Below are 24,282 nucleotides of genomic sequence, written 5' to 3' on the forward strand. Positions count from 1 at the left end.
TCAGCGCAACTTCTTGATGCGTTCGCTCGGGCTGATCACGTCGGTCAGGCGGATGCCGAACTTTTCGTTGACCACCACCACTTCGCCGTGGGCAATCAGGGTGCCGTTGACCAGTACGTCCAGCGGTTCACCGGCCAGGCGGTCCAACTCGATCACCGAGCCCTGGTTGAGTTGCAGCAGGTTGCGGATGTTGATTTCGGTGCTGCCCACTTCCATGGAGATCGACACCGGGATGTCGAGGATCACATCCAGGTTCGGGCCGTCGAGGGTCACCGGGTCGTTGTTCTTCGGCACGCTGCCGAACTCTTCCATCGGCAAGCGGTTTCCTACCGGCGCGGTGGCGGCGTCAGCGGCCAGCAGTGCGTCGATATCGTCCTGGCCAACATCGCCGGTTTCTTCCAGGGCTGCCGCCCATTCGTCAGCCAGGGCCTGGTCTTCGGCGGAAGTGTTTTCGTGTTCGGTAGCCATTACATGTCCTCGGCGCAGCAAAAATTAATGGTGATCAGCGGCGGTTGATCGGTTCGACCACTTGAAGAGCGAGGTTGCCTTTGTGGGAACCCAGCTTGACCTTGAACGACGGCACGCCGTTGGCGCGCATGATCAGTTCTTCCGGCAACTCCACCGGGATCACATCCCCCGGCTGCATGTGCAAAATGTCCCGCAGGCGCAATTGGCGACGGGCAACGGTGGCACTCAGCGGCACGTCGACATCCAGCAGGTCTTCGCGCAGGGCCTTGACCCAGCGCTCGTCCTGATCGTCCAGGTCGGACTGAAAGCCGGCGTCGAGCATTTCGCGCACCGGCTCGATCATCGAGTACGGCATGGTCACGTGCAGGTCACCGCCACCGCCATCGAGCTCGATGTGGAAGGTGGACACCACAATGGCTTCGCTGGGGCCGACGATGTTGGCCATGGCCGGGTTCACTTCCGAGTTGATGTACTCGAAGTTGACTTCCATGATCGCTTGCCAGGCTTCCTTCAAGTCGATGAAGGCTTGCTCCAGCACCATGCGCACCACCCGCAATTCGGTGGGAGTGAACTCACGGCCTTCGATCTTGGCGTGACGGCCGTCGCCACCGAAGAAGTTGTCCACCAGCTTGAACACCAGCTTGGCGTCGAGGATGAACAATGCGGTACCGCGCAGCGGCTTGATCTTGACCAGGTTGAGGCTGGTGGGCACGTACAGCGAGTGCACGTATTCGCCGAATTTCATCACCTGCACACCGCCCACCGCCACGTCCGCCGAGCGGCGCAGCATGTTGAACATGCTGATACGGGTGTAGCGGGCGAAACGCTCGTTGATCATCTCCAGGGTCGGCATGCGTCCGCGGACGATGCGATCCTGGCTGGTCAGGTCATAACTTTTGACACTGCCGGGTTCGGCAGCCATTTCGGTCTGTACCAGACCGTCGTCGACGCCATGGAGCAGCGCGTCGATTTCATCCTGGGACAGCAGGTCTTGCACGGCCATGTCGTGTTCCTACTGCAATACGAAATTAGTGAAGAGCGCCTGCTCGACCACGACTTTGCCAAGCTCTTTCTGGGCCACTTCCTGCACGCTGGCAGTGACCTTCTGGCGCAGCATTTCCTGGCCTACCGGGGTGGCCAGAGTGTCGAAGCTCTGCCCGGAGAACAGCATCACCAGGTTGTTGCGGATCACCGGCATGTGCACCTTGAGGGCATCCAGGTCCGACTGGTTACGCGCGAGCAAGGTGATGCTCACCTGCAGGTAGCGTTGACGACCGTTCTGATTGAAGTTGGCGACAAAGGCCGGGAGCATCGGCTCGAAGATTGCCGGTTGCTTGACGTTACTGGCGGTTTCGGCGGCAGGGGCCGGTTTGCTGGCACTGCTGTGCATGATGTACCAGGTGCCACCCACCGAGGCGCCGATGGCCAGGAGCAGGCCCACGACTATCAACAGGATAAGCTTGAGCTTGCCTTTGCCTGCGGGTGCTTTTGCTGCGTCGTCGCTCTTCGCCATGCCAATAATCCGTCACTATTCGGGGATTCATAGATCTACGGAAAGGCAAGAGCAAGTGTTATGCCAGAGTTGTCTGGTGGGTTTTGAACAGGCCGACAATATCGGCTACACCACAGACCTCCTGTGGGAGCGGGCTTGCTCGCGAATGCGGTGGATCAGTCAGGCTATTTGTTACTGATACACCGCATTCGCGAGCAAGCCCGCTCCCACATTTGGGCCTGTGCAAGGTTCAAATCAGGCGTAGTAATCGACGGCGCTGGAGCCGATCACGGTAGACGTCACCGGCGCGACCGCCTCGGCAACGTCGGCATGGGCACCGCTGTCGCTATCAGCCCCACGCCCCCCGCTGCCGCGAACACCCTGTGTCTGCGCCTGCTGCTGTTGCTGCTCCTGACCCCGGGATTGGTCGGACACGTTCACGTCCACCTGCCCCATGCCCTGCTGGGCAAACATTTCCCGCAGGCGGCCAGACTGGCTTTCCAGCGCTTCACGTACCACCGGGTGGGCGCTCATGAAGTTGACCTGGGCCTGCTGGTCGGCCGTCATGTTGACCTTGATATCCAGGCGACCCAATTCAGCCGGCTGCAACTGGATCTCCGCCGACTTGAGGTTGGCGCTGGACAGGTACATCACGCGGTTGACGATTTCATCGGTCCAGCCGCTCTGGTGCATGGCCAACGGCGCATTCGTCACCGGCGGCAATGCGTTGGCGGTCTTCGGCGTGGCGGCCTGGGTCAGCGCGGCCAGGCGGTTGGCGAAGTCATCGACACGGGTGTCGCTGCTGGCCTCTTTCAAATCCTTGAGACCGCCTTCGATCAATCCGCTGAAGGCTTTGTCGCCGCCCTGGTCAGTGCTGTCCTTGGTGGCTTGCTGGTCGACCATATTGGCCAGGCCAGCGGCAAAGTTTTGCGCAGCGGTCGGCTGATCCTGGGCCGGCGGCGGTGCGGTTTTCACCGGTGCCTGGCTGCTGGCGGACACGTGACCGCCCTGCTCCATGGCCAGGCGTACGGCGGGCATGGCATCCAGCGGATCGGCTTCGGGGTCAAACGCCGGCTTGGCCTCTTCGGTGGCGGCAATCGGCGCCGCAACCACCGGCTGAGCCTTGTCATCCTTGGCAGCAGGCGCAGGCGTCGGGGTTTCCACCGGCACGGGCACGACCACCGGAGTGACGGCGGCAATCATGGCCGGGTCTACCACCGGATCAGTCGGGGGTTGTTGCACCAGGCTTGGATCGACCGGTGCGTCGTCATCCTTGCTGGCGCTGTCGTCGGGCTTGGCCGGCGGATTGGCAGGCAAGGGATTGCCGCTATCGGCAACCGCTGGCGTGCTGGCGGCAGGCTTGTCGTCACTGGCAGCCGGTTTGGCGCTGGCGTCGGCAGGCTTGTCCCGCGTGGGTTTTGGCGAGTTGTCGTCGGTTTTGACCGAGGGTTTGGAACCCTGGCTGGCGAACACCTGAGCGAAGCCAGGGCCCTTGTCCCGTGGGTCCGCAGCCGCTACCGGTGGGGTGGCGGCGGGCGCTTGAGGCTTGGCCGCAGGGGCAGCCTGAAGAAGCGAATTCGGGGCGACTGGCATAGGTAAAGGTCTCCACTGCATGGGGATCGGGGATGCAGTATCAGGAGGTAGAGCAAGAGTTGGGCCAGGTTTTTGGGGATTGCGTTTTATGGAGTACATATCCGTTATTTGGGTAACGGCGGCTATTGGTTCCGCTCTTACAGCGGGTCACTTTTGGAAAGAGCCCAAAAGTAACCAAAAGGCTCTTGCCCCACCACTCGGTGTCTCGCCTAGGCTCGACATGCCCTCACTCCGGCCAGCGTGGTTTAACGGGGCGCCTAAGATCAAGATCACAAGCAAAATCAAAAGCCAGAGCCAGAGCCAGAGCCAGAAACCACTTTCTTCTAATAAATGGAGATCCAAATGTGGGAGCGGGCTTGCTCGCGAATGCGGTGGATCAATCAACTAATTCATTGGCTGACCCACCGCATTCGCGAGCAAGCCCGCTCCCACAGTTTTGACCGAGCACGACCCAAATAACCGGTCGGCTCTAAGGCCGCCGTGCTCTTGCTTTTGATCTAGAGGCGCCCCGTCAAACACGCTGGCCGAACGCAGGCTTTGGAGCGTGGGCACACCGAGCCTAAGCGAGGTGCCGAGTGTTGGGGCGAAGCGTTTTTGGCGCTCTTCCAAAAGTGACCCGCCGTAAGGGCGGAACCCTAAGTCGCCGTTACCTAAAAAACGGATATGTACACCAAACCCAACCTCAAACCTCAAACCCCAAACCGCTCCCGCTCCAACTCATACATCGGCCTGACCAACGCAAACTCACGATCAATCTGATCCACCAACGCCCCGAGATCCGCCGCCGCCTCAACCGACTCCGACTCCAACCGCTGACACAAATGCGCCAGCCGCACCGCCCCAAGGTTGCCACTGCTGCCCTTGAAACTGTGCGCAATCTGGCCCAACGCCTTGGCATCGTCGCGCGCCTTGCGCAGCGCCTCTACACGTTTCTGGGAATCATCGAGAAAGGTATCGAGCAACTTGGGATACTCGCCTTCCATGACCTCCTGCAAACCCGACAAAACCTGCGGGTCCAGATGAATATCGACCACTTGCTCGCTCCTTGATCAAGAATCGGCGGATTATGCCAGAGCCCCCCAGCAAAACTCCACGCAGACACTGCGCCCGCCGTCGGACCAGCCCACCGCACTGCTCAATTGGCGCACCAGGCTCAAGCCCCGGCCAGACAGGCGGTCGATATCCAGCGGTCGCGCCAACACTTTGTCCACATCAAAGCCTGGGCCGCTGTCTTCGATACGCAGGGTCATCTTGCCGCCCGCTGCGGTCGGCACCACATTGATATGCACCCGCACATAACCACTGTTCAACTGCGCCAGACGATCATTACGCTGGCGGTAATACTCGGCAAAGCCTTGGGCATCGCGCTTGAGCCGGGAGTCGAGCCCCAGCACCCCATGCTCAAGCGCATTGGAGTACAACTCGGCCATCACGCTGTAAAGCGCCCCGCTCTGCTCGCGCAGGCCGTGGATCTCCAGCAGCAGTTGCAGCAGATAGGGCAACGGGTTGTATCGCTTGAGGGTGTCGGCGCGAAATTCAAAACTCACCGACCAATCCAACGGACACGATTGCCCACTATCAGCGTACAACGGCCCCGTCGCACGCAGCGATTGGCCGGACTGCAGCGTGATTTCCACCATGCTGACGTCATCGCGAACTTCGCCGCGAAACGCCGCCAGCGCCTGTTCGATATCTTCAAATAAACGGTCAGGCTCACGGTTGGCGGCGAATACCCGCTGCAAGCGTTCGACCCCGAACAGTTGGTCATTGGCGTCTGCGGTGTCGAGCACGCCATCGGAGAGCAGGAACACGCGGTCGCCCAAGGCCATCGGCCAGACCTCGGTGCGGTCATCAAAGGCGTCCGCCGACAACACCCCCAACGGCAAATGCCGCGATTCCAGCGGCGTGCGCTTGCCGGTGGCGACTTCATGCACATAGCCTTCGGGCATGCCCCCATTCCACACCTCCACCACCCGCCGTTGCGCGCTGAGGCACAACAGGGTGGCGCAGCAGAACATGTCCACCGGCAAGATGCGTTTGAGCTTGGCGTTCATCTCCCGCAGGGTCTGCGCCAGCCCATAGCCCTTGGCGGTCATGCCGTAGAACACTTCGGCCAGGGGCATGGCGCCTACCGCCGCCGGCAAGCCGTGGCCGGTGAAATCACCGAGCAGCACATGCATGTCGCCGGACGGTGTGTAGGCCGCCAACAGCAGGTCGCCGTTGAACAGCGCATAGGGCGATTGCAGGTAGCGGATATTCGGCGCGGCATTGATGCAGCCCGAATGCGCGACCTTGTCGAACACCGCCTTGGCCACCCGCTGCTCATGCAACAGATAGTCGTGGTGCTTGGCGATCAGGTCGCGCTGCTGCAACACCGTGGCTTGCAGGCGGCGCAGGCGGTCCATGGCATTGATCTTTGCCGCGAGAATCAGTTGGTTGTAGGGCTTGGGCAGGAAGTCATCACCGCCGGCATCCAGGCACTGGGCCAGGGCTTCGCTCTCGCGCAGGGAAGTGAGGAAGATGATCGGCACCAACGCCTCCCCCGCTAATTGCTTGATGCGCCGTGCAGCTTCAAAACCGTCCATCACCGGCATCAGTGCATCCATCAGCACCAACTGCGGCCGCTCGCGGGTAAACACTTCTACCGCTTGCGCGCCGTTGGTGGCAGTGAGCACTTGATGGCCCTGGCGCCGCACGATGGTCGACAGCAGCAACAGGTCGGCAGCGCTGTCTTCGGCGATCAGGATGGTCAGCGGCTCAAGAACGGGGGCCAGGCCGCTCAACTGATGTCGAACAGTTTGTCGAAGTTGGAGATGCCGAGGATCTTGCGCACGTCGGAGTTACTGTTGATCACGCGGATATCGGCATCATCGCCGCCGGCATGATCGCGCAGCAGCAACAGCATGCCGAGCGCAGAGCTGTCGAGGTAGGTGGCTTCCTTCAAGTCCACGACAATGGCGTCGGGCTTGGGGTAAATGCGTTCGTAGACTTCACGAAAATGCTGGTGGCTGCTGAAATCGAACCGGCCCTTGATGGCGATCGTCAATTTCTTCCCGTCCGCGGACACTTCAGGAACGACTGACATGCGACTGCTTCCTTGTCATTGGCAATGAGACAAGGTTTAGCAGGTGAAGGCGATGCGAGCAACACGCAGTATCAAATGTGGGAGCTAGTATTGCGATTGGCGTGGGAGGCGTTGGGACAGTTCATCGAGCAGCTTCTGCTCGCGCTTGTCTTCAATGGCCCGCGCTTCGTCGATATAGCGCTGCACCAGCTTGCGCAGCCCTTCAACGCGGGCAAACGCCGCCTGCCAGCTCTCCCGCGCGCGATCAAGGTTGGTCTGGTGCCACGCCAGGCTCTGACGCTGTTGGTCCACCGCCGTCTCAAGCTGGTTAAGGAAGCCCTGGTAGCCCATCAACCATTGCCCCGACACACCTTTGGTACCGCGTTCGATCCACTGCTGCTGGTATTCGCCACGAAAGCGCTCCAGGTCGCCCAGTTTGCTTTCCGCCAAGCGCACCTGCCCCTGGAAATAACCCAGGCGCTGCACGGCGGTCTTTTCGGCTTTTTCGGCCATGTCGACCACTGGGGCCAGGCGTGAAGAGCGGTTGCTTGCCATGGCTTAGCCGCCTGGCGCCGGGGCGAAGATCGAGCCCAGGTGCGCTTCGCTTTCGCCCATGCTGATCTTGTCGTTAAGACCCTGGCGCAGGTAGGTCACCAGTTGCGGTTGCAGGGCAATCGCCAGGTCGGTCTCGCGGTCACCACCGGCCACGTAGGCACCCACGCTGATCAAGTCGCGGCTCTGCTGATAACGCGACCACAGCTGTTTGAATTGTTGCGCGCGGGCCATGTGCTGCGGCGTGACCACCGACGGCATGACCCGGCTGATGGACGCTTCGATATCGATGGCGGGGTAGTGCCCTTCTTCCGCCAGGCGCCGCGACAGCACTATGTGACCGTCGAGCACGCCCCGCGCCGAGTCGGCAATCGGGTCTTGCTGGTCATCGCCTTCGGACAGCACGGTGTAGAACGCGGTGATCGAGCCACCACCGGCCTCGGCGTTACCGGCGCGTTCCACCAGCTTGGGCAGCTTGGCGAACACTGACGGCGGATAACCCTTGGTGGCCGGCGGCTCGCCAATGGCCAGGGCGATTTCCCGCTGGGCCTGGGCAAAACGTGTGAGCGAATCCATCAGCAACAAGACGTTCTTGCCCTTGTCGCGAAAATATTCGGCGATACGCGTGCAGTACATGGCGGCGCGCAAACGCATCAAGGGCGCGTCATCGGCTGGCGATGCCACCACCACCGAACGCTTGAGGCCCTCTTCACCCAGGCTGTGCTCGATGAACTCCTTCACCTCACGGCCCCGCTCGCCGATCAGCCCCACCACGATGATGTCGGCTTCGGTGAAGCGGGTCATCATGCCCAGCAGTACGGACTTACCCACACCGGTACCGGCAAACAGGCCCAGACGCTGGCCACGGCCCACCGTCAATAATCCGTTGATGCTACGAATGCCCACGTCCAGCGGCACGCTGATGGGGTTACGGTTGAGGGGGTTGATGGTCGGGCCGTCCATCGGCACCCAGTCTTCGGCCTTCATGCCGCCCTTACCGTCCAGCGCACGCCCGGCGCCGTCGAGCACACGACCAAGCATGCTCATGCCCATCGGCAAGCGACCGGTGTCGGCCAACGGCACCACGCGGGCGCCGGGGGCGATGCCCGCCAGGCTGCCAACAGGCATCAGGAAAATCTTGTTGCCGGAGAAACCCATCACTTCAGCTTCAACCTGCACCGGGTGGTAGCTGTCGTCGTTGATCACCATGCAGCGGCTGCCCATGGCGGCGCGCAGGCCTTCGGCTTCGAGGGTCAGGCCGACCATACGCAACAGGCGTCCTTCGAGGATCGGCTGGCCGGGCAACTCAGTGGCCTCGGCATAGCTGCCCAGGCGCTTGGCGAAGCTGGTGCGATCAAGGCGCATCGGGGGCGTCCAGGTCCACGCTCAGGTCAGGTTCGGCCGGATTCAATACCTGCTCGTGAACCTGGTCCAGCAACTTGGCCATGATCTGGCTGATGCGGGTTTCAACTGTGGCATCGATACGGCTGTGTTCGGTCTCGACGCGGCAACCACCGGGCTGCAATGCGGCATCTTCGACGATGCGCCAGGTTTCTTCATGGCGCTCGCGCAGGGCTTTGACCTGTTCGAAATCCTGGGGATTGATGTACAGCCGCACGTTGCCCACGCCCAGGGGCAGCAGCTTGAGGGCTTCGCGCATGACGCTTTCGATATGGCTGGAGTCCAGCACCAGCTCACGCTGGATCACCTGGCGAGCGATGTGCTCAACCAGGCCAACCATGGCTTTTTCGATCTGCGAATCCTGCTCGGCGATAGGGTCGAACAGCACGCCCATCAAGCGTTCCAGGCTCTCCAACTTGACGGCCAGCGCCGCCTCGGCCTCCTGGCGCACCTTGAGCGTCGTTGCGCGAAAGCCATCCTTTTCACCCGCGGCGAAGCCTTCGTTGTAGGCTTCCTGGCGGATGCTCTCCAACTCTTCCAGGGTCAGTGGCTGGACTTCTTCCAGCGGCACTTCCTCGGACTCCACCGGCAGTTCGGGCTCTGGTTCCGGCTCTGGCTCCGGCACATGCGGGTCGAAGCTGGGCAACGACCAGATGTCGAACCCGCCGACATCCCGTGCGCGAATCAGATCGCTGGGTGCCTCATCTTTGTTCGACATCAGAGGCGCCTTAGATCATTTCTTCGCCGCCCTTCCCGCCGAGAACGATTTCTCCGGCTTCGGCCATACGGCGGGCAATGGTGAGGATTTCTTTCTGCGCGGTTTCCACATCGCTGACGCGCACTGGGCCTTTGGCTTCGAGGTCGTCGCGCAACAGCTCGGAGGCACGCTTGGACATGTTCTTGAAGATCTTCTCCTTGACGCCTTCGTCGGAGCCCTTGAGCGCCAGCACCAGCACGTCGGAGGACACTTCGCGCAGCAACGCCTGGATGCCACGGTCGTCGACATCGGAGAGGTTGTTGAACACGAACATGAGGTCTTCGATCTGGCCGGACAGGGTGTCGTCGATCTCGCGGATCGAGTCCATCAACTGGCCTTCGACCGAGCTGTCGAGGAAGTTCATGATGTCGGCCGCGCGCTTGATGCCACCCAAGGTGGTGCGCGAAGCGTTGGAATTGCCGGAGAACTGCTTCTCCAGAATCGTGTTGAGTTCTTTCAAGGCAGCCGGCTGCACAGTGTTCAGCGACGACACGCGCAGGATGATGTCCAGGCGCACTTTATGGTCGAAGTGACCAAGCACTTCACCGGCTTGGTCCGGGTCCAGGTAAGCAACGACGATGGCCTGGATCTGCGGGTGTTCGTAGCGGATCACGTCGGCGACAGCACGCGGCTCCATCCACTTGAGGCTGTCGAGACCGCTGGTGTTGCCACCCAGCAGGATGCGGTCGATCAGGCCGTTGGCCTTGTCTTCGCCCAGGGCCGAGGTGAGCATCTTGCGGATGTAGCTGTCGGAGCCAACACCCAGGCTGGTCTGGTCGCCGACGATCTCGACGAACTCGCTCATCACCTGCTCGACTTGCTCACGGTGCACATTGCGCATCTGCGCCATGGCCACGCCTACTCGCTGGACCTCTTTGGGGCCCATGTGGCGCAGCACTTGGGCGGCGTCGGTTTCACCCAGGGACAGCAGCAACACGGCGGCTTTATCGACCTTGGTGAGCTTGGCAACAGCGGCTCGATTATCACTCATCTGCGTTGATCCACTCTTTCACGACCTGGGCCACACGGCCCGGGTCTTCTGCCACCAGACTCTTGATTGCGTTCAACTGAGCGTCATAGCCTTCGCTCGGGCTTGGCAACAGGATGCTTTGCGGGCCGCCGAGGCTGACGCGGTCGTTGGCCAGTTCGCCGTCCAGGCCGCCCATGCCACCCAGTTCCACGTCGCCACCGGCCAGCGCCAGTTGCTTCTTGCCGTTGCCGGTGATGTTGTTGAGCACCGGGCGCAGCACGCCGAACACCAGCACCAGGATGAACAACACACCCAGCACTTGCTTGACGATGTCCCAGAACCACGGCTGGGTGTAGAACGCCGCTTCAGCGATCACTTCGCCACGCTCGGCGGAGAACGGCATGTTGATCACGCTGACGCTGTCACCACGGCTGGCGTCAAAACCGACGGCGTCCTGCACCAGGCGAGTGAAGCGCGCCAATTCGTCGGCGCCCCACGGCGCACGGGTAATGCTGCCGTCCGCCGGATTGACCTTGACCTGGTCATCCACCACCACCGAAACCGACAGGCGATTGACGCGACCCTGTTGTTGCTTGGTGTGGCTGATGGAACGGTCGAGTTCGAAGTTCTTGGTGGATTGGTTACGTTTGTCCGCCGGGTACGGCGCAAGCATTGGCTGGCCGGTGGCCGGGTCCATGATCTGCTGACCGTTGGCATCCAGCAGTGGCTGGCCAGGCTGGATCGCGCCAGCGGTGGCTGCGGCGCCACCCGTGGTTTGCGGAGCCGAGGCCGGCGCTGGCGGCTGGTTGCTCAAGGCACCCGGTACGCCTTGCGGCGGGCCATTGGCGGCGGTGCGTTGTTCGCTGGTGGACTGCTCGCTGCGCAGGGCCGGCTGGTCCGGGTTGAACTGCTCGGAGGTCGACTCGACGGCGCTGAAGTCCACGTCGGCAGACACTTCGGCCTTGTAGCGGTCGTTGCCCAGCACCGGCTGCAGGATGTTGTGCACACGCTGCGTCAGCATGCTTTCCATGCGGCGGCTGTAGTCGAACTGCTTGCCGGCCTGGGTCAGCGCGGAGTTTTCTGCCATGTCGGACAGCAGGTTGCCCTTTTGGTCCACCACGGTAATTTGCGACTTGCTCAACTCGGGAACGCTGGTGGCCACCAGGTTGATGATCGCCAAGACCTGGCCAGGTTCCAGGGAACGGCCCGAGAACAGCTCCACCAGTACCGAGGCGCTTGGCTTGCGCTCATCGCGCACAAACACCGAGCTTTTCGGAATGGCCAGGTGCACGCGGGCAGCCTTGACGTTGTTCAGGCTGGAGATGGTGCGGGCCAACTCGCCTTCCAAGCCACGGCGGTAACGGGTGGCTTCCATGAACTGGGAGGTACCCAGGCCCTGGTCCTTGTCGAGGATTTCGAAACCGATATTGCTGTCGGACGGCGTCACGCCAGCCGCTGCCAGCTTCATGCGTGCACGGGCCACGTCATCGGCCTTGACCAGCAAGGCACCGGAGTTGGGCTCCACGGTGTAGGCAATATCGGCGGCGGCCAGGGTTTCCATGATCTGCTTGGAATCCATGCCTGCCAGGCTGCCGTACAGCGGCCGGTAATCGGGTTGCTGCGACCACAACACCACGGCAAAACCAATCGCCACGCTGGCAGCCAGGCCGACCATCAGGCCCACCTGACGCAACATGGTCATTTCAGAGAGATTTTCCAGGAACGACAGGCCAAACAGCGGCGGCTTGCCGTCTGCCTTGGCGGGTACGTTGTCCACGACTGCTTCTGCCATGACTTAAATCTCGTCCTTAAACCGGCATCTGCATGATGTCTTGATAAGCCTGAACCAGCTTGTTACGCACTTGGGTCAAGGCCTGAAAGGAGACGCTGGCCTTCTGCGAAGCAACCATGACGTCGGTAAGGTCCACACCGCTCTTGCCGATCTCGAAGGCGTTGGCCAACTGACTCGACGCTTGTTGGGTGTCACTGACTTTATTGATTGCCTGGCCGAGCATGTCGGCGAAACTGCTTTGGCCCAATTCCGGCGCTGGCGCGACGGATTTCGGTTGAGCCATGGCATCCATTTGCATGGAGCGCATATCCAACATCAACCGATTGAACTCAATACCCTGGCTCATGACCTTCTCTCTCCGACAACCCGCATTTTTTTGACGCTACGCCGCAATTACTAGGGGAGGTAGCAACAAGGGTGCCAGCTCTGTAGCAACACGTAAGAAAAGGCGACAAACCTTATCGGCTTAGATACCAATCAAGTGGCGAATAGATACGCTTCTACGTCCATCCCGGCATCGCGCATCTGGGCCAGCTTGTAGCGCAAGGTGCGCGGGCTGATACCCAGGCGCTCGGCAGCCTCCTTGCGACGGCCGCGTTCGGCGCGCAGGGTGTCGATGATCATCTGGAATTCGCGGCGACGCAGATCGTCGCCCAACGCTCCCGCAGATTCGGCTTCAGCCACCACCGGCGCTGGCGCCAAGGTGGGCAATGGCGCGGCGCCGCTGCCCATGGCCAGGCAGAAATCCTGAGGCTGGATCAGGCCACCCTGCTGCAAAATGAGCGCGCGCTGGATCGCGTTGTCCAGCTCACGCACGTTGCCGGGCCACGGATAGCTGATCAGACAGGCCTGGGCCTCGGACGACAGTCGCGCCTGGGCATGCTTCATTTTTTTGACGTGGTTGTTCAGCAGACGCTCGGCCAGCGGGATGATATCTGCCGGGCGCTCTCGCAGTGGGCGCCAGGCCAGCGGGAACACCGACAAGCGGTAGAACAAATCTTCACGGAAGCGCCCCGCCGCCACTTCACCCGCCAGATCGCGGTTGGTGGTGGCGACCACGCGGATATCCAACTGGATCGGCTTGCGTGCGCCGACGCGCTCCACTTCGCGCTCCTGCAGCACGCGCAACAGCTTGGCTTGCAGGCCCAGGGGCATTTCCGAGATTTCGTCGAGCAGGATAGTGCCGCCATCGGCTTGTTCGAACTTGCCGGCCTGCGCCGCGATGGCGCCCGTGAACGAGCCCTTTTCATGGCCGAACAAGGTGGCTTCGAGCATGTTGTCGGGGATCGCCGCGCAATTGATCGCGATAAACGGCTGCTTGGCGCGACTCGATTGCTGGTGAATATACCGCGCCAGCACTTCCTTGCCGGTGCCGGACTCGCCAGAGATCAACACGGTAGAGTCACTGCGCGCCACGCGGGCCGCCAGTTCCAGTAACTGGGCGCTGGCAGGTTCGAAGGCGATCGGGCCTTCACCTTCGACCGCTGAGACCACACCCAGGGCATGTCGCGCCACCAGTTCGATCAAGGCCTTGGGTTCGAACGGCTTGACCAGGTAATCGGCAGCGCCTTGACGCATCGCATCCACTGCACGCTCCACGGCGCCGTGAGCGGTCATCAACAGCACGGGCAATTGCGGCTGGCGCGCACGCAACAGGCCGAGCAACTGGTGACCGTCCATGCCGGGCATGTTCACGTCACTGACCACCAGGCTGAACGACTCTTGCTCGACGGCTTCCAAGGCGTCCTCGGCAGAACCCACCGCCCGGTAGTCGTGGCCCGCCAACAGCAGCGTGTCGGCCAGTGCTTCACGCAGGGCGCGGTCGTCTTCTACCAATAAAACCTTGATTGCCATGTTCGATTACTCCGCGCTTGCCGCGCCAGAAAACAGCGGCAAGGTCATCAATGCACAAGTGCCACGCCCCAACCGGGAATGCAGCTGCAATTCTCCCTGATGGGCGCGTGCCACGGCCTTGACCACGGTCAGGCCCAAGCCAGTTCCGTTGGTCTTGGTGGTGAAAAAGGGTTCGCCCAGACGCTGCAACACAACCGGGTCGATGCCACTGCCGCTGTCACTGATGCACAGGCGCAGGGTTTGCTCGCGACTGTAAAGGTGTACCTTGAGCCGCGCGCCGGCGCCGCTGGCCTGGGTGGCGTTTTCGATCAGGTTGAGCAACGCACCCACCAGCGTGTCGCGGTTGCACAGCAGCTCGCCGAGATGGCTGTCGCACTGCCAGCGGACTTGGGATTCTTGAATATGAGTCGCCGCCGCCGCTTGCAGGGCCTGCATCAGTTCGGAAGGCGTGATGCGGTCGGTCAGCGGCAATTCGCCACGGGCAAACACCAGCATGTCACGCACTTGGTGTTCCAACTCATGCAAGCGCTCCTTGAGACGACCGGCAAAACGCTGCTGGGTCGCGGCAGGCAATTGTTCATCAGTCAAATGACTGGCGTATATCAACGCGGCCGACAACGGCGTGCGGATCTGATGCGCCAAAGAAGCGACCATCCTGCCCAGCGACGACAAACGCTCATGCCGCGCCAATTGGTCTTGCAGGTGACGGGTTTCAGTCAGGTCGTTGAGCAGCACCAGTTGGCCGGGCTCGGCGTCCAGGGAGCGAGTGGCGATGGACAGGCGGCGCCCGTCTTTCAGGGAGATCTCATGGCCGTCGTCTTCACGCGGCGCAAAGCAGCGGGTGATGACATGGCGCCACAGCTCGCCTTCCAGCGGCAGGCCGAGCATGTCACAGGCCGCCGGGTTGGCTTCGCGCACACGGCCCTGGTCGTCGATGACGATGACGCCACCGGGCAACAGCGTCAGCAGGTTTTGCAGACGGTTGGCCAGGCGCTCTTTCTCGGCCAGTTCTTCCATGCGCTGGGCGCTGACCACAGCCAACTCGCCCTTGAGTTCGGAGACCCGGGCTTCCAGCAGGCTGTAGGAGTCAGTGAGTTGGCTCGACATCTGGTTGAACAGCGAAAAGGCCTGTTCCAGGCCATTGCGGCTGAGCTGCTCGACAGACGGGGCAGGCCCCTGGGCATCAGGGACCGAAGATAGTTGGGCGGCGTGGGGCATCATGCTCTCTCGCTTGGCTGACCGTCAGTTAAACGGAACGTTGCGAGGGCTGTAGCAATACCCGTGCCTAAAAAAAACGACTGATATTTCAGTCGCTTAAAAAACAGGCGTCAATCATCCGCCTGTTCATCACCTTCTTTGCGGCTCATGCCGTACTTGCGCATCTTCTCCACCAGGGTAGTACGACGGATGCGCAGGCGCTCGGCCGCACGCGCAACGATGCCGTTGGCGTCGTCCAATGCCTGTTGGATCAGGCCTTGTTCCAGGTTGCCGAGGTAGTCCTTCAAGTCCAGGCCTTCCGGCGGCAGCATGGCGGTGGAACCGAAGTCCGGGGTATGGCCGTTGATGGCTACCCGTTCTTCCATGTCGCTGCGCAGGCTGTCCACCAACTGTTCGTCTTCGTCGTCGACGTAGCGGAATTTCTTCGGCAGCTCGACCACGCCGATCACCCCGTACGGATGCATGATCGCCATGCGCTCCACCAGGTTGGCGAGTTCGCGGACGTTGCCCGGCCAGCCGTGACGGCACAGGGACATGATCGCGGCGGAGTTGAAGCGAATCGAACCGCGCTTTTCGTGTTCCATGCGCGAGATCAGTTCGTTCATCAGCAGCGGGATGTCTTCCACGCGCTCACGCAGCGGGGCCATCTCGATTGGGAATACGTTGAGGCGGTAGTACAGGTCTTCGCGGAAGCTGCCGACCTCGATCATGCTTTCGAGGTTCTTGTGGGTGGCGGCAATGATGCGCACGTCGACGCTCTGGGTCTTGTTGCTGCCCACGCGCTCGAAGGTACGTTCCTGCAGCACACGGAGCAGCTTGACCTGCATCGGCAGTGGCATGTCGCCGATTTCGTCGAGGAACAGGGTACCGCCGTTGGCCAGTTCGAAACGCCCGGCACGGCTGGTGATTGCACCGGTAAAGGCGCCCTTCTCGTGGCCGAACAGTTCGCTTTCCAGCAGCTCTGCAGGGATCGCCCCGCAGTTGACCGGCACAAAAGGCCCGTCGCGGCGCTTGGAGTGGTAGTGCAGGTTGCGCGCGACCACTTCCTTGCCGGTACCGGACTCGCCGAGGATCAGCACGCTGGCGTCGGTATCGGCCACCTGCTGCATCATCTGACGCACGTGCTGGATCGCACGGCTGGTGCCGACCAGGCTGCGGAACAGGTTGGGTTCGCGGTGACGGCCGCGCTCGCGGGCCTGGTCGTACATCTCGCGATAGACCTGGGCACGGTGCAGGGAGTCGAGCAATTTGCTGTAGCTGGGCGGCATTTCCAGGGTGGAAAGCACGCGGCGGCGCTGGTCTTCCGGCAGGTCGATAGAAGAAATATCGCCCATTAGCAAAACCGGAAGGAACTCATCCCAGGTTGACAGTGTCTTTAACAAGCCCAGAACTGCGCCAGGAGCGTTTACCGTCCCGATCAGCACACAAATGACTTCACGGCTCGACGACAATGAGCTGACTGCCTGCTGCCAGTCATGGCTACCACAGGGTAAATTTTCTTCGCCAAGAAAATTCAAAATCACCGCTAAATCGCGGCGGCGGACGCTATCGTCATCAATCAGCAGAATTTTGGTTTCACGCCACATGCAATAGCAACTTCCCTAGTTAACTCAAATGCCCTCGAGTCGGGGCAATCTAGATGGCTGTAGGCATTTTCTGCATTACAGCCGTCTGAATTCTGAAAACAGCACTAGTTAAGTCAAAAAATCGCGCGCAGTCAAATTTATGACGCGCGTTCGGATTAACTGAGCCAGTTCAGCCGAACAGATGGTAAACCTTTGACGCATTTTTCGCTCGGTTGATCTGCGACATCTCTTCGAAAATCGCCTGCCGTTCGCCCGTCGTCACCTCAAGCAATTGCTGATAAACCTCCAGCAACTTTTCAAGCTTCTCCCGCAGCGCATCCTCGTCCACCGGCGGCTCATTGAGCACTTGCTCGATCACGTCGCGACAGCCGATATCCAGCTCGCCGATGGCGTCCCAGTTACGGTCCGCCAGCGCGCCCATCAGCGCCTCACGGGTTTCATCAATGCGTTGCAGTGCTTGGCTCATGACGTATTCCTCAAGGCCTTCAGGCCCTTCTCTGCTGCGCCTTACTCGGTAACAGCCTGTGGCGCGGCAATGGCATCCCAGCCTTCTTTTACGGTAATCAGCAAACGCGCGACTTCGTCGATCATGTCGGCATCGTTGTGCAGATTGGCTTCCATCAGGCGGTTGGTCATGTACGCGTACAGACTTTCCAGCTGTTGGACGTAAGCCGGGTTATCACTCTTTTCCGCATCCAGGCCGTCACGCAGACCGATCACGATATCAATCGCCTTGCCCAGCATCAGGCCCTTGGTGGCGATGTCGCCACGTGCCAGCGCACCCTTGGCCTGGGCCATACGGTCCAGCCCGCCTTCCATCAGCATCTGCACCAGACGATGAGGACTGGCTTCAGAGATCTGAGCATGGGAATTAACCTTCTGGTATTGGCGAAGGGCTCGCATGGGATTCATGTTTCTACCTCGTGACGGGCAACAGCGGAAAGTGTTTGAGTAACCAATATGTCGACTGGGTCGCAAAAAGCTTTAGCACCAGTCGTCCCTCGATAAAAAAAGGCCAGGCAAGTTGCCTGGCCTTTTCTATTGCGTGGGATCAACTATTGGTCTTGACGTTGTTCAACGCATTGAGCGTGGTCATGACACTGGTGCTTTGCTGGCGCAATTGGGCGACCAGGGTGTCCATGGCGTTGTATTTGTCGGAGAGGCTTTTGGTTAGCAGGTCCATGCGCTCGTCCAAGGCGGACTGTTGCTTGGAGATGTCCTTGAGCGTGTCAGACAGCGAGGTCGAACGCGTCGCGAGGATCCCAGTATTGGCCTTGGCATAATCATCGGTAGCGCTCTTCATACGCGCCAGCATGCCGGTAGGGCCGGAAAACATGCTGTTGATGTCGGCTGCGTTAGTCGCCACCGCCTTGTCCCACTTCTTGTCATCCATCGTCAACAAACCCGTCGTGGAGCTGGTGCTGACACCAAACTGCGCCAAGGATTTGAGGGCACCGGTTCCCGACAGCGCGTTGAACTCGTTACGGATGCTGGCCTGCAGCGAACGCATAGTCGAATCACCCGTGAGGGTCGCAGGCGTGGTGCTGCCATCGAGGTTCGTGGTGACTTTCGTTTCGGCGTTCATCGCTGTGATCAAGGCGTTGTAGGTATCAATGAAACCTTTAACACCGGACTTAAGCGCCGCGTTGTTGGTGCTGACCGTGATGAGCGTTGCGTTTTTAACCGGCGGGTTACTGGTGTCACCTGTCTTGACGGCGGAAACAGACACAAGCTTGATGTTCACCCCGCTCAAGGCGCCTTCAATGCTGTTGGTTTTGGAAACCGAACTGACACCATCGATGCTGTACAGCGCATCCTTCGGCTCATCGACCACTGTAGAGCCGACATCCAACCCCGAATTACCCGACAGCGTGAGGTCCGAACCGGTACCCATAGTGGTCGAGGTCAGGATCAGCCGCGAACCGTTGGAGTCGGTCTGGATGTTGGCGCTCAACCCCGAAGTGCCGAACTGGGTGTTGATCGAGTCCCGCACTTGCTGCAGGGTTGCGCCAGCCGGAATATTTACGTCGTAGGCCTTGCCCGATTGACTGATCGTCAGGGTCGTCGGCTTGTCGGTAGCATTGACTACCGTAGAAGTGCCGCCGGAGAAGTTCTTGCTCGACAACTTCGAGGCCTGCGCCAACTGGTCGACAATCAGGCGAAAACTACCGTTGGACGCCGTATTGCTGGCGGTCATGGTGGCGACCTTTTCATCCGAGGATGAACCGGTCAAGCCCGTAAAGCTTGAGTTGGTGGTCATGTTGTCAAGGGCGCCACGGAAGGCATCCAGGGCAGCCTGAATCTTGCCGATCGAAGACAGCGTGGTAGTCGCCTTCTGGGACGCGGTATTGATCTGCGTCTGCTTGGGCACCTTTTCGGCGTCGACCAAGGACTGCACGATTTTTTGCGTATCGATGTTAGAACCGATACCACTTACCGTTGTACCCGCCATCTTCATATCTCCTGTTCGGTGGCTGCCGTTATCTTGACTTGGTTACGCCTCAAGCCATGACAACAACAAGTTTCATGCCAGCTCAGACCTTGTCGTCAAACAACAAGCTGCTTGCGCTGGACAGGCTTTGCGCCAGTTTCAATGCCGTTTCCGACGGAATCTGGCGAATCACTTCACCATTGTCGGTATTGATGACCTTGACCACCACACGGTGGGTGGTGTCATCAATGGAAAAATCCAGGCTGCGCTGGGCAGACTGAACGAATTCTCGAATATCGGTGACCGCTTTTTCCAGGTCGGCACGCTCAGGCTGCTGGCCTGTGGCAGGTACTTCCTGGACCTTACTGATGCTTCTGTCGGCGACAGCTGGAGCAGGTGCGCCCTGAGGGGCAACCGGCGGATAAGACTGGTTCAGCTTTACACTCATGTCCATGTCCAATCTCCTCTAAACCGAAAAAACGGAAGGGCACGTAGACGCGCCCTTCCGTTAGTTACCGAGCGCTGGGATTACTGAAGCAGTTTCAGTACAGCGGATGGCAGCTGGTTAGCCTGCGACAGGATCGCAGTGGAAGCCGATTGCAGGGTTTGTTGCTTGGTCAGTTCGGCGGTTTCGGAAGCGAAGTCGACGTCCTGAACGGTGGAACGTGCAGCGGTGGAGTTCTTCTGAATGTTCTGCAGGTTGTCTGCAGTGGTAGTCAGACGGTTCTGGGTAGCACCCAGGCCCGAACGAACGCCGTCGATGGTGCCGATGGCCTTGTCCAGAATCGCGATAGCGTTCTGAGCGTTGTAGGCGTCGGTTACGTCGGTTTCAGCAACGCTAATCTTCGTGGAAGACACGTCAGCTTTACCGAACATAGGAACAGTGGCTGCGTCAGCGATGGAGTAGCCTTTGGACGAATCCAGCGAAACCTGACCAGTAGCTACGATGATGTCACCGTCAGCAGCACCCAGTTTAGTAGCGACACCGCCGGTAAGATCGGTAGCGTACTTGCCATTGCCGTCTTTAACGTCAACGGAGATCGCGTCAGCACCGGTACCAGTAGCCTTGAACGACAGGTTCTCACCGGTGTCGGACTTGACTTCCAGAGTGCCCTTAGCTTCGTCGAAGTTAACGCTGATGCCCAGTTTAGCGGCGTTGGATTTCAGCTGGTCAGCCAGGCTTGCTGTGTCGGTTACACCAACGAATTTAACGGTGGATTTGCCCACGGTCAGCTCGAAGTTGGCTGGAACACCTGGAGTACCAGTTACGCCCTTGGTCTTTACTTCGTCTACGGAGAACTTGACTTGAGTGCTGGCAGTAGCGCTCAGGCCACCGATGGCACCGTTCAGGCCAGCAGCAACAGTCTTGGCCGAATCGCCAGCGGCCACGGTCACTGCAGCGGTCTGGCCGTTACCAGTAACGTTCAGCGTGGTAGCAGCATTACCAGTAGCGTTAGGCGCCAGTGCAGCCGACTTGATCTGCTGCGAACCGATGTTATCGGCAGCAACGTTTTCCAGGCTCAGGTTGATGGTTTCGTTAGCGTTGGCGCCAACCTGAATAGCCTTGGTACCGTACGAACCGTCCAGCAGCTTCTGGCCACCGAAAGTAGTGGTTTGCGAGATACGGGTCAGTTCCGAAGTCAGAGCCTGGTATTCGTCGTTGTTCGACTTACGGTCGTCAGCGCTCAGGGAACCAGTAGCGGAAGACAGAGCCAGGGTACGCATTTTTTGCAGGATGTCGGTCGAAGCCTGCATCGCGCCTTCAGCGGTCTGAGCGATGGAGATACCGTCGTTCACGTTTTTTACTGCTTGGCCCAGGCCGTTGATTTGGCTGGTCAGGCGGTTAGCGATCTGCAGGCCGGCAGCGTCGTCTTTAGCGCTGTTGATACGCAGGCCGGAAGACAGGCGCTGCATGGAAGTGGCCAGGGCGCCGCCAGCTTTGTTCAGGTTGCCCTGAGTAGTGATCGAAGCAATGTTGGTGTTTACTGTTAAAGCCATGACGAAATCCTCGTTGGATGGATACTGCGGCTTCCGGCCCTGGCAACCGCCGGGTGTGGCCTGAGAACCTACGTAATAGTTATCGTCGTGGTGGGCAGTTGCTTGAGGATTTTTTTTGATTTTTTTACTGGCGCCGTGCCACCCCTTTTAATTCAAGGGTTTAGCAAGGGGCAAAACCCCGGTTTCATTGGCTTTTCTGGCGCCAAATAAAAAACGCCGATGATCTCTCGATCATCGGCGTTTTGTTGTGCCGCCTATTAACGTGTCACGGACGATAGAGAATCGCCGAGCCCCACGACAGGCCCACACCAAAACCACTGATGGCCATACGCTTCCAGGTGGCGTCCATCACGTGCTTTTCCAGCAGCAGCGGAATGCTCGACGACACGGTGTTGCCGGTCTCGACCATGTCCTTGATGAACTTGTCCACCGGCGCATCTTCAAAACGACGCGCCACGGCGTCGACGATGGCCGCACTGCCCTGGTGGATGCAGAACGCATCAATCTCGTCAGCCTTGAGATCCGACTCATTGAGCAGCTCGTGCAAATGCGCCGGCACTTTAAGCAGTGCAAAGTTGAATACCTGGCGGCCATTCATGAAGAACACGCCATCGCTGACCTTGAGGTGCGGCGCGCCGGAACCGTCGGTGCCGAACTTCGACTTGCCCAGCAACCAGGGAGCGTCTTCGCCCATCCAGGTCGCGGTGGCGGCATCACCGAACAGCATGGTGGTGTTGCGGTCTTCCGGGTCGACGATCTTCGAATACGGGTCGGCGGTGATCAGCAGGCCGTTTTTCAGGCCGGCGGCTTCCATGAAGCCCTTCATCGCGTAGATACCGTAGACGTAGCCGGAGCAGCCCAGGGAAATATCGAACGCAGCGACGTGGGTCGGCAGGCCCAGTTTGTCCTGGACGATGGCCGCGGTGTGGGGCAAACCCTCTTCATCACCGTTCTGGGTGACGACGATCAGCGCGTCAATGGACTCGCGCTTCAAATCCGGGTTGTTGGCAAACAAAGCGTTGACCGCCTCGACACACAGATCGGAGGTTTCCTGCGCGGCTTCCTTGCGCGGCAGGAATGCCGACCCGATCTTGCCAATGATGAATTCTTCATCTTTGGCGAATTTGGCACCCTGGGCGTAGTTATCGATCCCGTCGGCCGGCACGTAACTGGCGATGCTTTTTATGCCAATCATTGTGGCTTCCCAATACTAAATAGCTGGAGATCACCCCGCGAGCTGCCCCGCCGAGTGCTGACAATAAAAGGGGATAACCCCGCAAAAAACTCGCTGAAAGCCGCCCCGTAAAGGCCCTGCGACGACTTATCCTTTTCACACGATACAGTGAAGATGCGCTTTATGACTCACAGGTCACCTAATTGTCTGTGGTTTATGCAAAACCTTCAAACAATTAAGCCGTAGAAACGACAACGGCCCAGCCTGTTTCCAGGCTGGGCCGCTTGAGGTATTGCCGATTACATCTTGTTGAACAGGCTCAACTGGGAGACTTTCACAAAGGCCAGCTGGGACGCTTCAAGCATGGTTTGCTGCAAGGTCAGGTTGATGGCAGCCTCGCCCATGTCGATGTTGGCCAGGGCGCTCATGGTGGTTTTGTTCGCCAGGGAAACGCTGTCGTTTTCAGTGGACTGCACAGTGAGGGCGTTCTGCCGCGCACCGATAGAGCCGCGCACGTTGTCGATTTGATCGCTTGAACTGGTCAGATTACTGACGGCGGCGTTCAGGGCGTCCTGAAGTTTGACCCGCGCACCCGGGATACCGTCAGAAGGCTGTTCCAGGGCTTTGCGCAACTGGCTCAAGGTATCAAGGGCACTTTGGGTTTTCTGAGTGCTTGCACCAACCGAAAACTGATCGCCGGTGTTCGGCGTACCGCTCAGCGCAAAGGTAACGCCTGCTGCGGTGATCTTCGGGTTGAGCGGATCGCTTGCGTCGATCACACCGGAATCGATGGGCTTGCTGTTGGCGGTATAAGGCTGAGCAAACACCTCATAAGCCGACGAATCGGTGTCGCTGAATTTGATCAGCACACCACTGTTAGCCGGGAAAGTACTCGCGTACTTGCCAGGATTGCTGACAGTAGCGTTGGTCAACTGCGCCGCCGACGTGTTGCTTGCCGTACGGGAAACGTTGAACGTGTCCGGCTTGGCGGCAAGCGTGAATTCACGCCCCTTGACCAGCGCGTCCGCATCCGGCCCGGTGGCCGTGTCACTCAGGTCGACGGTGATATCGAACTTGACCCCACGCAGGTTCACGCTGGCGCTGCCCTCTTTGGTGGAGTCGAACGTGCCGTTACCCGGGAGCTGCGAGGTGATGTCGGTACCGTCCTTGTCCGTCACGACGTACTGGGTGCTGCTGGTAAAGGTCAGCTTGTACGGCTGGCCGTCGGCATACGACTTGTTGTAGTTGGCGCTCGACGTGACCAGGCCGGCCGAAATGGCGACCTTTTTGTCATCGACCTGGGAAGGCGTCGTCGCTGGAGGTACTGGCGCAGGCGTTGTATAGGTGGACTGGGTGCGGCTGTTATTGGCCGCCCCTTCCAGAATAGTCTTGCCGGTGTCGCCGGTACGAACGGTCAGCGTCTCGGAAACCTGCAAGCTCAGTGCGTTTTCGTCGCCCTGATAATTATAGGTACCGTCGATGTTGCGCGAATACGGCGGGGTATCGGTCTTGGAGCCAGAGAACAGGTAGTTGCCCGCCGCATCCTTGCTGTTGAGCAAGCCCAACAGCTGGTCCTCAAGGGCTCCCACCTCCACCGAGATGGATTTTCGATCGGCGTCGCTGGTCACGCCACCGGCCTTCAAGGCTAACTGGCTGGCTGCCTGAATCGTCGCGCTGATCGAGGTCAGCACGCTTTCTTCGTTGGTCAGCGAACTCTGGATATTGGTGATGTTGCCGCTGTACTGGGTCAGCATATCTTTCTGCTGTTGCAGCATCAGCAAACGCTGCGCTGCAACCGGATCGTCTGCGGCGGTCTGCACACGCACACCGGAACTGGCCTGCTGCTGGGCCTGCACCACGCCAGAATAGTTGTTCTGATACTTGGCGGCACTGGTGTCGTAATACTGCTGAGTAGAAATGCGCATCGTCCCA

23 protein-coding genes are annotated in these 24,282 nt (G+C 59.8%); all 23 read right to left on the reverse strand.

The window, feature by feature from the left end:
• The gene (fliN, locus tag HF257_RS01905; RefSeq protein ID WP_003214557.1) at positions 1-468 is read right to left on the reverse strand and encodes a flagellar motor switch protein FliN; all 468 of its coding nucleotides are present in this window, start codon (positions 466-468) and stop codon (positions 1-3) included.
• Positions 469-502: 34 nt separating this feature from the next.
• Positions 503-1,471, reverse strand: a complete 969-nt coding sequence (gene fliM, locus HF257_RS01910; RefSeq protein ID WP_105523143.1) for a flagellar motor switch protein FliM — start codon at positions 1,469-1,471, stop codon at positions 503-505.
• Between the two features lie 9 nt (positions 1,472-1,480).
• A complete protein-coding gene (gene fliL, locus HF257_RS01915) occupies positions 1,481-1,981 on the reverse strand; it encodes a flagellar basal body-associated protein FliL (RefSeq protein WP_185703671.1) in 501 nt (166 codons plus the stop codon).
• Between the two features lie 234 nt (positions 1,982-2,215).
• On the reverse strand, positions 2,216-3,553 hold the full coding sequence (locus HF257_RS01920) for a flagellar hook-length control protein FliK (RefSeq protein WP_185703669.1): 1,338 nt from the start codon (positions 3,551-3,553) through the stop codon (positions 2,216-2,218).
• A gap of 689 nt (positions 3,554-4,242) precedes the next feature.
• Complete coding sequence (locus HF257_RS01925) at positions 4,243-4,587, reverse strand: Hpt domain-containing protein (RefSeq protein ID WP_185703667.1); 345 nt, start codon at positions 4,585-4,587, stop codon at positions 4,243-4,245.
• A 30-nt stretch (positions 4,588-4,617) separates the two neighbouring features.
• A complete protein-coding gene (locus tag HF257_RS01930; RefSeq protein WP_185703665.1) occupies positions 4,618-6,336 on the reverse strand; it encodes an ATP-binding SpoIIE family protein phosphatase in 1,719 nt (572 codons plus the stop codon).
• On the reverse strand, positions 6,333-6,638 hold the full coding sequence (locus tag HF257_RS01935; protein ID WP_185703663.1) for an STAS domain-containing protein: 306 nt from the start codon (positions 6,636-6,638) through the stop codon (positions 6,333-6,335). The genes HF257_RS01930 and HF257_RS01935 overlap by 4 nt, the downstream gene beginning before the upstream one ends.
• 84 nt (positions 6,639-6,722) lie before the next feature.
• Positions 6,723-7,172: a flagellar export protein FliJ gene (gene fliJ, locus HF257_RS01940; RefSeq protein WP_185703661.1), complete on the reverse strand. Its 450-nt coding sequence runs from the start codon at positions 7,170-7,172 to the stop codon at positions 6,723-6,725.
• Between the two features lie 3 nt (positions 7,173-7,175).
• Positions 7,176-8,534 (reverse strand): flagellar protein export ATPase FliI, encoded by a 1,359-nt coding sequence (gene fliI, locus HF257_RS01945; RefSeq protein ID WP_185703659.1) that lies wholly within the window; start codon positions 8,532-8,534, stop codon positions 7,176-7,178.
• Positions 8,524-9,288 (reverse strand): flagellar assembly protein FliH, encoded by a 765-nt coding sequence (fliH, locus tag HF257_RS01950; RefSeq protein WP_185703657.1) that lies wholly within the window; start codon positions 9,286-9,288, stop codon positions 8,524-8,526. The genes fliI and fliH overlap by 11 nt, the downstream gene beginning before the upstream one ends.
• A 10-nt stretch (positions 9,289-9,298) precedes the next feature.
• Complete coding sequence (gene fliG, locus HF257_RS01955) at positions 9,299-10,318, reverse strand: flagellar motor switch protein FliG (protein ID WP_010563975.1); 1,020 nt, start codon at positions 10,316-10,318, stop codon at positions 9,299-9,301.
• A complete protein-coding gene (fliF, locus tag HF257_RS01960) occupies positions 10,311-12,089 on the reverse strand; it encodes a flagellar basal-body MS-ring/collar protein FliF (RefSeq protein WP_185703655.1) in 1,779 nt (592 codons plus the stop codon). The genes fliG and fliF overlap by 8 nt, the downstream gene beginning before the upstream one ends.
• Before the next feature lie 16 nt (positions 12,090-12,105).
• Positions 12,106-12,435 carry a flagellar hook-basal body complex protein FliE gene (fliE, locus tag HF257_RS01965; RefSeq protein WP_015885194.1) on the reverse strand — a complete coding sequence of 110 codons (330 nt, stop codon included), beginning with the start codon at positions 12,433-12,435 and terminating at the stop codon, positions 12,106-12,108.
• Positions 12,436-12,566: 131 nt separating this feature from the next.
• A complete protein-coding gene (locus tag HF257_RS01970; protein ID WP_185703653.1) occupies positions 12,567-13,943 on the reverse strand; it encodes a sigma-54-dependent transcriptional regulator in 1,377 nt (458 codons plus the stop codon).
• 6 nt (positions 13,944-13,949) lie between these two features.
• On the reverse strand, positions 13,950-15,161 hold the full coding sequence (locus HF257_RS01975; protein ID WP_185704353.1) for a sensor histidine kinase: 1,212 nt from the start codon (positions 15,159-15,161) through the stop codon (positions 13,950-13,952).
• A gap of 110 nt (positions 15,162-15,271) precedes the next feature.
• Complete coding sequence (locus HF257_RS01980) at positions 15,272-16,747, reverse strand: sigma-54 dependent transcriptional regulator (protein WP_065909797.1); 1,476 nt, start codon at positions 16,745-16,747, stop codon at positions 15,272-15,274.
• A 169-nt stretch (positions 16,748-16,916) separates the two neighbouring features.
• Positions 16,917-17,213, reverse strand: coding sequence for a flagellar protein FliT (locus HF257_RS01985; RefSeq protein WP_185703651.1), 297 nt, complete (start codon positions 17,211-17,213; stop codon positions 16,917-16,919).
• A 41-nt stretch (positions 17,214-17,254) separates the two neighbouring features.
• Complete coding sequence (fliS, locus tag HF257_RS01990) at positions 17,255-17,659, reverse strand: flagellar export chaperone FliS (RefSeq protein WP_185703649.1); 405 nt, start codon at positions 17,657-17,659, stop codon at positions 17,255-17,257.
• A gap of 139 nt (positions 17,660-17,798) precedes the next feature.
• Complete coding sequence (gene fliD / locus HF257_RS01995; protein WP_185703647.1) at positions 17,799-19,199, reverse strand: flagellar filament capping protein FliD; 1,401 nt, start codon at positions 19,197-19,199, stop codon at positions 17,799-17,801.
• 82 nt (positions 19,200-19,281) lie between these two features.
• Positions 19,282-19,632: a flagellar protein FlaG gene (locus HF257_RS02000; RefSeq protein ID WP_185703645.1), complete on the reverse strand. Its 351-nt coding sequence runs from the start codon at positions 19,630-19,632 to the stop codon at positions 19,282-19,284.
• Between the two features lie 74 nt (positions 19,633-19,706).
• Positions 19,707-21,176 carry a flagellin N-terminal helical domain-containing protein gene (locus HF257_RS02005; protein ID WP_185703642.1) on the reverse strand — a complete coding sequence of 490 codons (1,470 nt, stop codon included), beginning with the start codon at positions 21,174-21,176 and terminating at the stop codon, positions 19,707-19,709.
• Positions 21,177-21,441: 265 nt separating this feature from the next.
• Positions 21,442-22,371 (reverse strand): ketoacyl-ACP synthase III, encoded by a 930-nt coding sequence (locus tag HF257_RS02010; protein WP_185712016.1) that lies wholly within the window; start codon positions 22,369-22,371, stop codon positions 21,442-21,444.
• A 278-nt stretch (positions 22,372-22,649) separates the two neighbouring features.
• A complete protein-coding gene (locus tag HF257_RS02015) occupies positions 22,650-24,275 on the reverse strand; it encodes a flagellar hook-associated protein 3 (protein ID WP_185703640.1) in 1,626 nt (541 codons plus the stop codon).
• Positions 24,276-24,282: the final 7 nt, after the last annotated feature.

It is taken from the genome of Pseudomonas cremoris, from assembly GCF_014230465.1.